This is a genomic window from Pseudoalteromonas sp. S1727 (assembly GCF_005886375.1).
Lineage (GTDB): Bacteria > Pseudomonadota > Gammaproteobacteria > Enterobacterales > Alteromonadaceae > Pseudoalteromonas > Pseudoalteromonas haloplanktis.
This window is the reverse complement of sequence record NZ_PNDT01000031.1, coordinates 20892-34724: the sequence shown is the minus strand read 5'-3', so window position 1 is coordinate 34724 and position 13833 is coordinate 20892. Positions and strand designations below refer to the sequence as shown.

Genomic DNA, 13833 nt, shown 5'->3' with positions numbered 1-13833 from the left:
AATTTAAGTTGTGCGTACGGCATTATTATTTCAGCCGCACAAACCTCAAAAGGAGCCGCACAGAAATTTTTTACTCTAAGTAAACTCACCTATACTCTGTATTTACGCATCTAAGATCAGGAGTTGTTTTGCCAGCACTAATGCAAATTAAACATCAAAATCTCGACGATGTTGAAACCATTAAATTTCAAATAATCCAAAGGGTGGCCTATTTTGCTCTTGCTATCCACGTGGCATTGATCTTTATTTTTTATCATCTCGGCGCATCTATGCTAGCACTGGCAAATATTTTTAGTGTTTTTGCTTGGGCAAGTGGTATCAACTTAATCAATAAAGGCCGACACTCCCTCGCATTGAAGGTTTTTTCAATAGAAGTGCTATTACACTCTATATTAGTCTGCGCAACGTTAGGATTAGAATTGGGCTTCCAATTCTACTTATGGACGATTTCATGCTTACTACTTGTCGATTATCAGCTCAAACTCAAACATGCTTTTATCTACAGCCTGATGCTTATATTCACTTTTGCAGCGCTATATTTGTTTTTCAGTGATGTAGTTTATAGCTATGCATACAAGGATTTTTTACTCTATATCAATATGCTCAATATAGTCATTGCTGGCCTACCAATGGTTTATGCTATTGGCTTGATCCGAGAGATCAGCATTTCACAACGCATCGCACTAACGGATATGGCCGCTAAAGACCACTTAACTAAACTATATAACCGCCGTTTTGCAAAAAAACTTATTTTAGCCGCGCAGCAAAAAAGTGTGTTTACTAACACTAACCTTTGTTTAGTTATGGCTGACATTGATTTTTTTAAACACTTTAACGATACCTATGGCCATGACAAAGGCGACGCGATCTTAGTCAGAGTTGCGAATGTAATAAACCAACATATCGCTGAACAAGACATTGCTGTTCGTTGGGGTGGAGAAGAGTTTTTAATCGTACTTACTAATACCAATGAGCAAAATGCTTTTACTCGAATAGAAAGAATGCGAGACAACATTGCAGCCCTTAACTGTGCCGAACAAGGGGGTAACTTGAATATAACGATGAGCTTTGGTTTGATCCAGTGGCAGTCTAACGCAAGTCTTGAGGAAATGCTGCAACAAGCCGATGCAGCACTTTATAAGAGTAAAGAAAATGGCCGAAATCAAACAACCATTGCCACTACTGAAACAGACTACACCGCTGAATTAAAAAGTATTTAAAGGCGCTATAATAATTTCATGTGTTAATGCCTGTGGTAATAACGGCGTTGCTTTGGCGGCGATATAGTCATCAAACCCGGTGCGATAAAACGGCGATAATGGATGCCCTGATTGGCCCCCGGGAATAGCCATTATGGCGTTTTCTAGATGCCCTGGCTGGGCAATAAACCGCTGTGATGCGCCAAAGCTACGTCCTTGTACTGCAGGCATATAACTATCACCAAACCCTGGCGCTGTTGGCATATTGAGTAATTTGCTCAATTGCGGTATTTGCTGTGCAAATGGATGCTCAATCACAAGTTCATTTACTTTACCCCACTGCCAACTTTGCATGTTCGCACCAAACTCTGTTGTTAATTTACTTACAACTTGGCTAAATGCTCCCCTTAATTGCGCATTCCAGTCAGCAAACTGTGGATTTAACCAACTGTCAGGTTGTTGTTCGATTAGTTGCCATATTGCAGGTTCTAGATCCCGCTTCACATACTTTAATGACCCGCCTTGTGTTTGCAAGGTTGCTTGCATCGCGGAAAATACACTATTAATAATCTCATCACGGTAGCGTCTTACCAAGGTATAACCTATTGAAGTCGCGCACGCGCACCCTTGCCAATTTTCGAGTTCTTTGATGTATTGCTGATTAACCACACTATTTTTATTAAGCTGTTTGAGTAGTAAGCTATGCCACGGCTGTAAAAAGCGCGCCTGATTATCATGTTGTAACTGGTTAAAGTCAGCTTCATTAAACTGCTGTTTTTCATATAATCGGTCACGAATTTGCGTAGCGCGTGCACCTAATGCATAACCCCCATTGCCAAAACGTAAATCATCCTGAGCCGACACAACCCGTGAATTACCCGTCCACAAACGGCCATCAGTCGGGTTTTTTAGCGCCGGCCTTTGTTGTTCATTATGTTGCCAGCGCGCTGAATAGTCGCTAGCAGAGACCGCCAGCGCAGTTGGATTAGTACGCCCAGGGAGTGCCCCCATATTTTTCCATGCTGCATTACCTTGACTATCTACTACCATTAAATTTTGTACTGGGATCCCCACGTCACTGGCAATAAGTAGCGCATCATCGACTGTCGTCGCGTGTTCTAACTGCAATAAATCCATATCCACAGCGTATGGCTGATGACCCACCCAACTCAATGCGTAAGGGTTACCATTGATTTCTCGTACCGGACCAAATTCACTGAGGGTGAGTGGGTATTGTTCACTCGTGCCATCTGGTAGAGCTATTTGCTCAACTTCTTGCCACGTTTTAGTGCTATCGGTTAAGGCTACCCAATCGGCAGTATCGAGATAGCCATTGGTAAATCCCCAAGCAATGTCATTATTGGTACCTACCACAATTGCTGGTGCTCCCGGTAAAGATACCCCTGTAACTTGGCGCGTTTTACCTTGCTTAGTTGTAAAATTAAGTTGCGCGCGATACCAAATAACAGGCACCGCCATAGATAAATGCATATCATCCGACAACATCCCCGCTCCAGTACTTGTTAACTGCCCTGTTACTGCCCAGTTATTACTGCCACGTTCTTGGTTTGCATCTATATTTAATACTGCCTGTAAGGCTTGTTTAGGAAACTCAGGGATCCCTAATGTGTAAGGGGGGAGCTTACTGCCATCTAATGCTGCTTGATATTGACTCGGTTGAGTTAAAAAGCTGACCATATCAGAGCCATAAATATCGGCAATTTGGATCAACGCTTGGTCACGCTCAAAAGTTGCGGTTTGTAAATCTAGATACATGCTGTAAATCACTAACAAACTATCTTCACTGCGCCAAGGCTGTTGCTCTGCACCTGTTAGTAAATACTCAAAGCTAGTAAAACCGATCTGCGCTAAGCCCTCATTAACACCTGCAGCGTAGCTTGTTAATAATGCCTGATCAGCCTCTGGTAATTGCTTAACAATTGCTGCACTGCGCTTTCGTAATTGATGAAAACGCATTTTTTTATCTAAATCTAATGCCGCTTTACCAAATAACTCACTCAATTCACCCGCAGCATTACGACGCAATAAATCCATTTGAAAGAATCGATCTTGGCCATGCGCAAAACCTAAGCCATAAGCAGCATCATTTCGGCTTTCAGCAAAAATAACAGCTTGTCCAAGTTGGTCTCGCGAAATTTTCACCTCATGATTAACATTATGGCTGCGGCCCTTGCCATCCAAGGCGGGTAAACTGATTGCCAACACCCCGTAAACAACAGCTGTTACTGCTAACCCTAAAATAACCACTGCCAACACCAACCATTTGACTATTTTAAACATGGATTAATCCTTTTCACTTTGAATTCTGTCTATCATAAACATAGTTTTATGAAAAATAATGTTCTTCATTGGTTTCTCAGCAAATTAATTACTGCAAACCGCAAAACCAGCCCAGTGATAATTGAATTAACAGTTAATCTGCCAGCTAACATATCGTAATTTAAATAAAAAATATGTCCCCCTATTTATCAGAAGCATTTCTATTTCTACGATAAATTGACTATAGTTGAACTGCCAATTCTTAAATGCATAAAGCGTAATGTCATTGCCAAAAACACAAGATGATAAAAAGGTATACAAATTCAAACTGACATTTTGGTGTTCGCTCGCGTTTATTTTCTTGATTAGCCTAGTGCTGGATCAAGTCAGCTATGAGCGCGCCAAACAATCTCACCGGCTGTTGATTCTATCTGAAGTCAGTAGCTATCGTACGCAACTTGAATCTACTTTAGTGTCAAATATTCAATTAGTACGAGGTTTAGCGGTCGCTGTTGCCGCAGAACCTAATTTAGAACAACAGCGTTTTGCACAAATCGCTGCACCATTATTCGACACTTCATCTGAATTACGTAATATCGGCGGTGCACCTGATATGGTGATCCGCATGACCTACCCGCTTGCGGGCAATGAAAAGGCAATTGGCCTAAACTTTTTAGAAAACCAAGAGCAACGTGCCGATGCTATTCGCGCACGTGATAATAATGAAATAGTGATGGCAGGTCCTCTCACATTGGTTCAAGGTGGCGAGGCCTTAATTGCTAGAGTTCCTGTTTACCTACCCCCAGATAAACACTTTTGGGGATTACTCTCTGTAGTACTCGATATTGAGAAAATGTACACCAAAGCAGGTATCTATGAATTAGAAGAACACTACGATGTGGCTATCCAAGGGCGCAATGGCTTAGGTAGCAAAGGAGAGTTTTTTCATGGCGACTCTGAAATTTTAACACACAACCCGCTTGCGTTTACGCTCACTTTCCAAGGTGGGGAATGGCTGTTATTTGTTTCTCCAAAAGCTGGCTGGGCACCTCCAGGCTCATCTGTCTGGCCGCTAAGGTTAGCAATTTTTACAATTTGCGGGTTGCTTTGCTTAGCGTTTTTAGTGTTCTTAAAAATGCTCAACCGGCAATTACAAAATGAAAAAATGTTAGTCACTATGAGTAGCCTTGCCAAAATTGGCGCATGGTCATTCAATCTCGAAACCCAACAAGTGTATTGGTCTGATATGACCAAAGAAATTTTCAAATACCCGCTAGACGAACAACCTGATTGGCCAACCAACCTTAATTACTTTAAAGCTGGTGAAAGCCGCGATACCGTGCAAAGACTTATTGAGCGTGCTATAAAATACGGTGAAAGCTACGAAGTCGAACTCGAAGTCATAAATTCTCTTAATCAATCTGTGTGGGTATTAGTGCATGGTGAAGCTGAAATTCGTAACGGCCGCTGCGTCAGAATTTTTGGTTCGCTGCAAGATATACATACCCGTAAATGTATTGAACTAGAAAGCAATAAAACAGCGCTGCACAATGAAGCTCTTGCCTCTCTTACCGTTAACAGCGCAGTGTTGACAGGGAATTTAAAGCAATCTAAAGATATCATCACACGATCAGTATGCGATGCCCTCAATGTTGAACGAGCCAGTATTTGGCTATTCAATGAAAGTAAAGATCAGTTACTCTTATTTGCCTATCACGGCAAGCACGCGTCTGAACACACAATACTGCAAACATGGCAACAAAGTGAGCTACCAAGTTTTTTTGCCGCCATAAATAATCAAGCAGTACTCAGCGCCGCCAATGCACTTAGCAACGAACTTACCACGCCACTAACTGAGCATTATTTAGCACCTTTAAATATCCAATCTATGCTAAGTGCTTCGATTCCAGCAGGAAGCGGGGCCATTGGTATTGTGTGTGCAGAGCAATGCCAACTCCCACGTGCATGGTCCCGTAACGAAGAAAGTTTTCTAATCGCTGTGGCTGCCTTAATTGGCAGCTTATACTCAAGTGAACAACGTATAGAAACAGAGCAACAATTAGTAACAGCGAAAGAAGCAGCTGAACAAGCAGTGACCGCTAAAGGGGAGTTTTTAGCGAGCATGAGTCATGAAATTCGCACACCCATGAACGGGGTACTCGGGATGCTGAATATTGTGCAGCAGACCCAGTTAGACGCACAACAAGCTCACCATATCGAGTTAGCACAATCATCAGCACAGTCTCTGCTTAACATTATTAACGATATTTTGGACTTTTCTAAAATTGAAGCTGGTAAATTAGATATTGAAGAAATTGCCTTTAACTTACCTAAATTACTAGGTGAAATCGTCGAATCCTTTGCTCTGAAAGTAGAGCAGCATAATACCAAACTGATTCTAGACGCCACTAAAATTGATGTAAATGAAGTTATTAGCGATCCAAATAGGCTACGACAAATTCTTAATAACTTGCTCGGCAACGCTGTTAAATTTACTCACGATGGAGAAATCATCGTTATTGCAGATTTAAATAACACCACAGATGGGACTTTCTTAAATTGTTCAATAATTGATACTGGTATTGGTATAAAAGCCGACAAGCAAGCTGCTTTGTTTGACTCATTTACTCAAGCAGACACCTCAACGACTCGCCAATATGGCGGCACAGGTTTGGGACTGGCGATAGTAAAGCAACTTTGTAATTTAATGAATGGTGAAGTGAACGTTACCAGTGTATACGGTGAAGGGAGCACTTTTACTTTCTCCATAAAAGTACAACCATTGCTCAGTAGAGAACAAGACTTACCAAGCCATTTAATCAAAAATAAGCGGATTTTAATTGTAGATAGCTGCCCTTTAAATGGCGCAATAGCTCATAAACAATTGCAAGTATGGGGTGCGTATGCAGATATCGTTAGCCACTACCCAAGCATTACAAAGCACCTAACATCAAGCGAAGTAACGATTGATGCTGTATTACTTGATTATAGCTTTATTAGACAAGCCGATGCTGAAGTAATAAAGCTGCTCCAAGGCTACCTAGACGAGCACCAAGTAAAACTAATACTCATGGCTCCAATGAGTTTCTCAAAAGAACATACCAACTTACCTGTTAATGTTAATTGCATGATATTTAAGCCACTAACTCCTTCTGACTTATTTGACTCACTGGCTAATGACAAGTTTATTGAGCAGCAGCAAAATAACCCCCTACCACATACCAACATTGCAGTTAACAGCGTAGACTCTGCAAATCAAGAGAAAATTCTGCTCGTCGAAGACAACAAGGTCAATCAGGTTGTTGCCAGTGCCTTGCTTAAACAGGCTGGCGTTAATTTCGATATCGCCGAAAATGGTTTAGAAGCGATAGAAAAGCTAAAAAATAATATGGCACAGCCTTACAAGTTATTGTTAATGGATTGCCAAATGCCTGAAATGGACGGTTACCAAGCAACTCGTGCGATCCGTAATGGCGATGCCGGAGAACATTATAAAAACGTAACTATCATTGCCTTAACTGCAAATGCAATGCAAGGCGATAGAGACAAATGCTTGAATGCTGGGATGAGTGATTATTTAACCAAACCGCTCGATTTTGAAGCGCTTCAGCCAAAGTTACAACAATGGCTTGATACACAATAAAAGTGTAAGCTTAGGCATAACAAAAGAAGGATTTATTATGCAACTCACAGCTATTGAACAACGTGTGATCGGCTGTTTACTTGAAAAACAAAGCACGACCCCTGAACATTACCCGTTGTCACTCAACGCACTAACGAATGCCTGTAATCAAAAGTCAAACCGTGAGCCAGTATTAACTCTCAGTGAAACACAAGTTCAACAAGCATTAGACACCTTGCTTGCTCAACGCTTAGTGACACAGGATGAAGGGTTTTCTGGCCGTGTAACCAAGTTTGCACATCGTTTTTGCAACACCGAGTTTGGTAATTTACAATTGACTGAGCAACAACGCGCGATTATTTGTTTGCTCCTCCTACGCGGGCCACAAACTCCAGGTGAGTTAAGAACCCGTAGTAATCGTCTTGCTGAGTTTAACAACGTCGCAGAGGTAGAAACTGCACTGAACGAGCTAATCAACGCAGAACATGTCGTTAAACATCCGCGAGAGCCCGGCAAACGTGAAAGTCGTTACAGTCATTTATTTGCAGATCCTGAAAGTACTGTCGTTGCGCAAGCAGTGGAGTTACCCGACATCAAAGCTGATGAGCTGAATGAATTACTTGCTGAAATTGATGACCTCAAAGCCGAGTTACAAAAAATAAAACAGCATTTAGGGCTTTAAATTAAACCCTTTGAATTAGACTATAACCACAATAATGAACTGTTAGGAGCCCAGCATGCGCGCTGAGATAATGGCTGAAATGAAAGTCCAGCCAACTATAGACGTTGACCAAGAAATTACACGCCGTGTTAACTTTATAAAAAACCGCCTTGTGGCAGCACATTCACGCTCTTTAGTGCTGGGGATCAGTGGTGGCGTGGATTCATCTACCTGCGGGCGTTTATGCCAACTTGCCGTGAACGAATTAAATACTGAACAACAAACTGAAAAATATCAATTTATAGCTGTTCGCTTACCTTACGGTATTCAAGCTGATGAAGCCGAAGCGCAATTAGCCGTTGATTTTATTCAACCAAGTAAACGGATGACGGTAAACATCAAGCCTGCAGCTGATGGCATGCATGAACAAGCTTTAGCAGCTGTCGTAGGTAGCGGTGAAAGCCTACCTGAGCAAGCGCAAATTGATTTTATTAAAGGTAATGTAAAAGCTCGCCAACGTATGGTGGCACAATATGAAATTGCTGGCTTGTGCCAAGGACTTGTCGTTGGTACTGATCACAGCGCCGAAAACATTACTGGTTTTTACACTAAATTTGGTGACGGAGCCTGTGACTTAGCCCCTTTATTTGGTTTGTCAAAACGCCAAGTACGCGCATTAGCAAAACAACTTGGTGCACCAGACTTACTAGTGAATAAGGCACCAACTGCCGATTTAGAATGCGACCGCCCAGGCCTTACTGACGAAGAAGCCCTAGGTTTAAGCTATGAACAAATTGATGACTTTTTAGAAGGTAAATCGGTGAGTGATGAAGTCAGCGAAAAACTAATTGCTATATATCTGCGCACTCAACATAAACGTCAAGCCATCCCAACAATTTACGATTAATTGCCTACTAACTAAACTGAGCGTGTGCCTGCAAATATAAAAAGCTGCGCTCGGTTTATTTGTATGATCGATCTCTTATCGTCAACCGTAATGTACAACTTAATAATGCAGTAATGAGTTTGCTACGCTAATGGGTGAAACATTACTGTAATTTAGTTTATAGTTAGCTTATTAATACTTAGCGTTAAATAGAGAACATCGCATTATATGACATCGCCCATTTTAATCACTGGCGCAGGCCAGCGTATTGGTCTAGCACTTGCTAAGCATTTTATTGCCGCTGGGCAAACGATCATAGTGACCTACCGCACTCGTCATAAAGCCATTGACGAATTAGCGCAACAAGGCGCTATTTGTATCGCTGCAGACTTTAGTGACGATAATGCTATTGTAGAGTTTATTGCGATATTAAAAAGCCATACTAGCAGTCTTAAAGCGATTATTCACAACGCCTCTAGCTGGGATTGTGAAGCGAATAATCCTGATAGCGCGGCGCTTTTTGATAATATGATGCGCATCCATGCCAAAACCCCTTACTTGATCAACCTTGCTAGCAGTGAGTTATTACAACGTTATTACGAACAACATGCTGCGCCAGCCGACATTATTCATTTAACCGATTATGTGGTCGATACTGGTAGCCCTAAACACTTAGCATACGCTGCAAGTAAAGCTGCTCTTGATAACTTAACCAAGTCGTTTGCAGCTAAGTATGCACCACAAATCAAAGTTAATGCAATTGCACCATCACTCATTATTTTTAATGAAGATGACGATGACGCATACCGTGCTAAAACGTTAAAAAAATCTTTAATGGGCATCGAACCCGGTTGCCGTGAAATCATTAATAGTGTCGATTTATTACTAAATAGCCATTACATAACGGGGCGTTCATTGCCCGTAGATGGCGGCAGACACTTAAAATAACGAATTTAAAATTGAGAAATTTATGCATAACGAATTAAAAAATAGTTACCAAGAGATCATCGCTGCCGTAGGTGAAGACCCTCAGCGCGAAGGTCTTCTAGACACGCCAAAGCGTGCCGCCAAAGCCATGGAGTATTTAACCAAAGGCTATCGTCAAACACTTGACGAAATTACCAACAACGCAGTATTTACTTCTGATGCAGACGACATGGTATTGGTGCAAGATATTGAGCTTTACTCGATGTGCGAACACCATTTACTGCCATTTGTTGGTCGTTGTCATATTGCTTATATCCCTAACGGCAAGGTACTTGGTTTATCTAAATTTGCTCGTATTGTTGATATGTACGCGCGCCGCTTTCAAATTCAAGAACAACTCACTCACCAAATAGCTAAAGCGGTAGAAGAAGTAACCGGTGCTAAAGGCGTGGGCGTTATTATTGAAGCAAAACATATGTGTATGATGATGCGTGGTGTTGAAAAGCAAAATTCCAGTATGCGTACATCCGTCATGTTAGGTAACTTTAGAGCAGACCCAAAAACCCGTAATGAATTTTTGCAGCTTGTAAAAGGTTAACCTTATGGGTAATGCAATTATAAATGTCACCAATTTACGGCTGCGTACTTTTATCGGTTTTAATCCAGAAGAGCGTGAGAAAAAACAGGATGTAGTGATTAATTTAGAAATTCACTACCCTGCAGATCAAGCCTGCGAGACTGATCAAGTAGAGCAAGCATTAAATTATAAAGTGATCACTAAAGAAGTTATTGCGCTGGTAGAACAAGGGCACTTTTTACTGCTTGAAAAGCTCGTCGCCGAAATACTCGAAGTGTGTCATCGTCATTCTAGCGTCAACTACGCTAAAGTACGAGTTGATAAGCCTCATGCCTTACGTTTTGCCGACTCAGTATCACTGACACTTGATTGGGCGAAAAGTTAAATCAGTTTATCCACACCTAAGGCAAAGGCGAGCACCACTAAATATCGTGCCCCTTTGCCAAGGGTAACAATCCATAAAAAAGTCCACCAGCGAACCTTAAAAATTCCACCAACGACGGTCAGCGGATCACCAATGATCGGCACCCATGCCAAAAATAAGCTATACACCCCATATTTTTCAAAACGTTGCTGAGCTTTATCAATATTCTGTTGCGAAACAGGAAACCATTTGCGATCTTTAAACCGTAGCACTTGAGTACCGAGCCAATAATTAACACAGCTCCCCAGCACATTGCCTACTGTAGCACTAAGCCACAACAGCCAAATTGTGTACTCACCTTTTGTAACCATCGCTGTCAGTACAATTTCAGATGAGCTAGGCAGCAAAGTAGCGGCAACAAACGCAGTAAGAAATAATGTTAAATAAGCCATTTAAGCCTTTTCAAGCATATAAAAAACCCAGCAAAAGCTGGGTTTTTGTTAAAATCTAGTATGGCTTATTTTATCAAATTTAAACTAAATGGGTAGCTAAACGGTTTGCCATCATTGGTTTTAATGGCACCGATAACCACCATAATAAACGAGAAAATAGCCACTATGGGTAATAAAATGACGCCAATAACTGCAAACATCAGAATAAAACACAGTATATAAGCAATTAACATCGTGATTTGAAAATTAAGCGACTTACGCCCATGCTCTGCCACTAGTGGCATTTCTTCTTTTTTAATTAACCACACGACCAGCGGACCGAGTATAGCGCCTAACGGGACAACAAACCCGGCTAACGCACTTAAATGACAAAGCATTGCCCACATACGTTCATCTTTACTCGCTACAACTGGTTCAACCTGTTGATTTTCTTCCATTATCATCTCCTTGTTTTTTGTTAATAGTGACTGCTTTAAGGCATAATGTCTAGGCTGATTTATGATCAATATGCTAAAAAATGCCCTCCTTAATTTTGCTTGATAAACATCAAGTAAGTTGATTGGTACTGTTGTGATAAAAAAGTGATAAGTTCGTGAGGTTTTCTTGATGTCGCTCTTTGATACTCATTGTGAATCATCAATAATAGGAACGAATCATGAAAATCTCTACTCTCACTATTGCTACTCTAACTGCGTTTGCAAGTTACGCAACGTCAGCCGCTGAACTAGAAATACAACTGACCAACCTCACCCAAGGAATTCACTTCACCCCCATTTTAGTAACGGCCCATAATGGTGAAGAGCATTTGTTTGAACTTGCAATGCCTGCCTCCACAGCGCTGCAAACAATGGCTGAAGGTGGCAATCTGGAGCCATTAATAGCACAAGCTACCGCGTCTAGTAGTGATATAGCAGCAAACCCAGCTAATGGTCTATTACTACCTACAGCATCAACCATGACCACACTGATGACCAGTGAAGGCAATGAATATCTCTCATTAACCGCCATGCTACTGCCAACGAATGATGGCTTTGTTGGCCTAGATAGCTGGAAAATCCCTACAGAGGCAGGTACTTACACTATCTACTTAAATGGTTATGATGCGGGCACAGAAGCAAATGACGAGCTTATTGTTGCCGATTCTGGCGCACCAGGTACACCAGGGATCCCTGCGGCGCCGGGTGGCGATGCAGGAACTGGTGGTGCCGGTGTAAGCAGCACTCAAACAAATACCAATGTGCATATTCACCCTGGAAATTTAGGCGACGATGACTTAACAGCAGGCACAAGTGATTTAAGCAATACAGTGCATAGATGGTTAAACCCTGTTGCGAAACTCACCGTCACGGTAAAATAGGAGCGTAGTTATGTCACGTTTTAGTAAAAGCCTTATCATTCTCGCGCTAGGTGCCAGCTTGGCTGCATGTAGCGATTCAGATGACAATACCCCCACAGTGGTAACTCCCCCTGCTCCTGAACCAATCAGTTTTCAGTTTACCGTGCAGGTTAGCAACTTAACGGCCGGACAACCTTTATCGCCTATCGCATTGATTGCACATCATGAGGGTAACTTATGGCAAATAGGTCAAAGCGCCTCTTTAGCCTTGGAGCTGATGGCCGAAGGCGGTGATAACTCTGAGTTACTCACTTTTACATCGGCGATTGCCAGCAGCTCCGGGGAGGCACCACTGGGGCCGGGTGCACAAACGACCCTAACTATCACCACCGATGCCATTGAAGTATTAAAATTATCGTTAGCAACTATGATGGTGAATACAAATGATGGTTTTACCGGTCTTAACTCTATTGATGTGTCCTCACTGGCTGTTGATGAAACATTAACACACTTTACTTTCGCGTATGACGCAGGCACTGAAGCTAATACTGAAGCTGCAGGCTCAATACCTGGTCCTGCTGATGGCGGTGAAGGGTTTAATGAAACGCGTGATGATATCAACTATGTTGCTATGCACCCAGGTGTTGTAAGCCAACAAGACGGGCTGTCTGGCTCCATCTTATATAGTGAACATAAGTTTGATAACCCACTCGCTAAAGTTGTTATCACACGGACACAGTAAATTTTATTGGCTTTAGGGCACATGGATGCGCCCTCCCATAAGGTGACCGTATGCAACACGAAAAAGTACTAATCGTCGAAGACGATAAAGCAATTGGGCAACTCATAATAACGCAACTTGAACCGCTAAATTTACATATAGATCATGTTGAAAGTGCAGAACTCGCGCTGAAAAAAATAACAAAACACAGTTATGGTTTGATTTTACTCGATATTAATTTGCCACACATGGATGGCTTGAGTTTGTGCCGAAAAATAAAAGAGCATTACCCAACAATTGCCGTAATTTTAGTTACTTCATTAAACTCTGACATGGATAAAGTGATAGGCCTAGAAATGGGCGCTGATGACTACATTTGCAAACCTTTTTTTTCTCGTGAATTACAGGCGCGAATAAAGACTCAGCTACGTCATCGCGCACAGCTATTAGCAGCAAACCTCAAAGAAACCGAAACACCAACAACAGAGCACGCTATTCAACTGGGCTCGTTACAGATCGAATTTACTAGCCATCAAGTTTATTTAGCAAATAAGGCACTTAATTTAACCGCTACCGAATTTGATTTATTAGCCTATTTTGCCCGCCATCCAAATCATGTCTTTAGCCGTCAACAGTTGTTAGATAGAGTCTGGGGTTATCAGCATAGTGGTTACGAGCATACCGTAAACTCACATATTAACCGGCTCCGTGCAAAACTTGAACTAGATCACCAAGCGCCGTTTATCGAAACCGTGTGGGGCGTAGGCTATAAACTAAACCCCTCCCAACTAAACAATTGACGGCCAAT

General features: G+C 41.8%; 13 protein-coding genes. 10 read left to right on the top strand and 3 right to left on the bottom strand.

What is annotated here, in order from left to right; all coding sequences use genetic code 11:
• Positions 1–128 precede the first annotated feature (128 nt).
• The gene (locus CWB85_RS09445; protein ID WP_016709980.1) at positions 129–1220 is read left to right on the top strand and encodes a GGDEF domain-containing protein; all 1092 of its coding nucleotides are present in this window, start codon (positions 129–131) and stop codon (positions 1218–1220) included.
• Here CWB85_RS09445 and CWB85_RS09440 read toward each other — a convergent pair.
• A complete protein-coding gene (locus CWB85_RS09440; RefSeq protein WP_138554718.1) occupies positions 1206–3500 on the bottom strand; it encodes a penicillin acylase family protein in 2295 nt (764 codons plus the stop codon). The two genes, CWB85_RS09445 and CWB85_RS09440, sit on opposite strands and share 15 nt — an antisense overlap.
• A 259-nt stretch (positions 3501–3759) precedes the next feature.
• On the opposite strand from CWB85_RS09440, the gene CWB85_RS09435 reads away from it, so the two are divergent.
• The 6 genes from CWB85_RS09435 (at position 3760) to folX (ending at position 10537) form a co-directional block, all read left to right on the top strand.
• Entirely contained in the window at positions 3760–7122 is a 3363-nt protein-coding gene (locus tag CWB85_RS09435) for an ATP-binding protein (protein WP_138554717.1), read from the top strand.
• Between the two features lie 37 nt (positions 7123–7159).
• A complete protein-coding gene (locus CWB85_RS09430) occupies positions 7160–7783 on the top strand; it encodes a YceH family protein (RefSeq protein ID WP_138554716.1) in 624 nt (207 codons plus the stop codon).
• Between the two features lie 55 nt (positions 7784–7838).
• Positions 7839–8669, top strand: a complete 831-nt coding sequence (nadE, locus tag CWB85_RS09425) for an NAD(+) synthase (protein WP_138554715.1) — start codon at positions 7839–7841, stop codon at positions 8667–8669.
• 207 nt (positions 8670–8876) lie between these two features.
• Positions 8877–9596, top strand: a complete 720-nt coding sequence (gene folM / locus CWB85_RS09420; RefSeq protein WP_016709975.1) for a dihydromonapterin reductase — start codon at positions 8877–8879, stop codon at positions 9594–9596.
• 22 nt (positions 9597–9618) lie between these two features.
• Entirely contained in the window at positions 9619–10173 is a 555-nt protein-coding gene (gene folE / locus CWB85_RS09415; RefSeq protein WP_016709974.1) for a GTP cyclohydrolase I FolE, read from the top strand.
• A gap of 4 nt (positions 10174–10177) precedes the next feature.
• Positions 10178–10537, top strand: a complete 360-nt coding sequence (gene folX / locus CWB85_RS09410) for a dihydroneopterin triphosphate 2'-epimerase (protein ID WP_016709973.1) — start codon at positions 10178–10180, stop codon at positions 10535–10537.
• Here the strand turns inward: folX and CWB85_RS09405 are convergent.
• Positions 10534–10968: a YqaA family protein gene (locus CWB85_RS09405; RefSeq protein ID WP_016709972.1), complete on the bottom strand. Its 435-nt coding sequence runs from the start codon at positions 10966–10968 to the stop codon at positions 10534–10536. The genes folX and CWB85_RS09405 overlap by 4 nt on opposite strands.
• Before the next feature lie 65 nt (positions 10969–11033).
• Entirely contained in the window at positions 11034–11405 is a 372-nt protein-coding gene (locus CWB85_RS09400; protein WP_016709971.1) for a DUF4870 domain-containing protein, read from the bottom strand.
• 218 nt (positions 11406–11623) lie between these two features.
• On the opposite strand from CWB85_RS09400, the gene CWB85_RS09395 reads away from it, so the two are divergent.
• Genes CWB85_RS09395 through CWB85_RS09385 form a run of 3 tightly spaced genes read left to right on the top strand, consistent with a single transcriptional unit; the run spans position 11624 to position 13825 of the window.
• A complete protein-coding gene (locus CWB85_RS09395; protein WP_138554714.1) occupies positions 11624–12325 on the top strand; it encodes a spondin domain-containing protein in 702 nt (233 codons plus the stop codon).
• A gap of 10 nt (positions 12326–12335) precedes the next feature.
• Entirely contained in the window at positions 12336–13046 is a 711-nt protein-coding gene (locus tag CWB85_RS09390) for a spondin domain-containing protein (RefSeq protein ID WP_016709969.1), read from the top strand.
• Positions 13047–13096: 50 nt separating this feature from the next.
• Positions 13097–13825: a response regulator transcription factor gene (locus CWB85_RS09385; protein WP_138554713.1), complete on the top strand. Its 729-nt coding sequence runs from the start codon at positions 13097–13099 to the stop codon at positions 13823–13825.
• The last annotated feature ends 8 nt before the right edge of the window (positions 13826–13833 follow it).

Excerpts from the sequence above, each read along its gene's own strand:
- CWB85_RS09395 (WP_138554714.1), top strand. The coding sequence starts at position 11,624 with ATGAAAATCTCTACTCTCACTATTGCTACTCTAACTGCGTTTGCAAGT.
- folM (WP_016709975.1), top strand. The coding sequence starts at position 8,877 with ATGACATCGCCCATTTTAATCACTGGCGCAGGCCAGCGTATTGGTCTA.
- CWB85_RS09390 (WP_016709969.1), top strand. The coding sequence starts at position 12,336 with ATGTCACGTTTTAGTAAAAGCCTTATCATTCTCGCGCTAGGTGCCAGC.
- CWB85_RS09400 (WP_016709971.1), bottom strand. The coding sequence starts at position 11,405 with ATGGAAGAAAATCAACAGGTTGAACCAGTTGTAGCGAGTAAAGATGAA.
- CWB85_RS09440 (WP_138554718.1), bottom strand. The coding sequence starts at position 3,500 with ATGTTTAAAATAGTCAAATGGTTGGTGTTGGCAGTGGTTATTTTAGGG.
- CWB85_RS09430 (WP_138554716.1), top strand. The coding sequence starts at position 7,160 with ATGCAACTCACAGCTATTGAACAACGTGTGATCGGCTGTTTACTTGAA.
- CWB85_RS09385 (WP_138554713.1), top strand. The coding sequence starts at position 13,097 with ATGCAACACGAAAAAGTACTAATCGTCGAAGACGATAAAGCAATTGGG.
- folE (WP_016709974.1), top strand. The coding sequence starts at position 9,619 with ATGCATAACGAATTAAAAAATAGTTACCAAGAGATCATCGCTGCCGTA.
- folX (WP_016709973.1), top strand. The coding sequence starts at position 10,178 with ATGGGTAATGCAATTATAAATGTCACCAATTTACGGCTGCGTACTTTT.
- CWB85_RS09405 (WP_016709972.1), bottom strand. The coding sequence starts at position 10,968 with ATGGCTTATTTAACATTATTTCTTACTGCGTTTGTTGCCGCTACTTTG.
- nadE (WP_138554715.1), top strand. The coding sequence starts at position 7,839 with ATGCGCGCTGAGATAATGGCTGAAATGAAAGTCCAGCCAACTATAGAC.
- CWB85_RS09435 (WP_138554717.1), top strand. The coding sequence starts at position 3,760 with ATGTCATTGCCAAAAACACAAGATGATAAAAAGGTATACAAATTCAAA.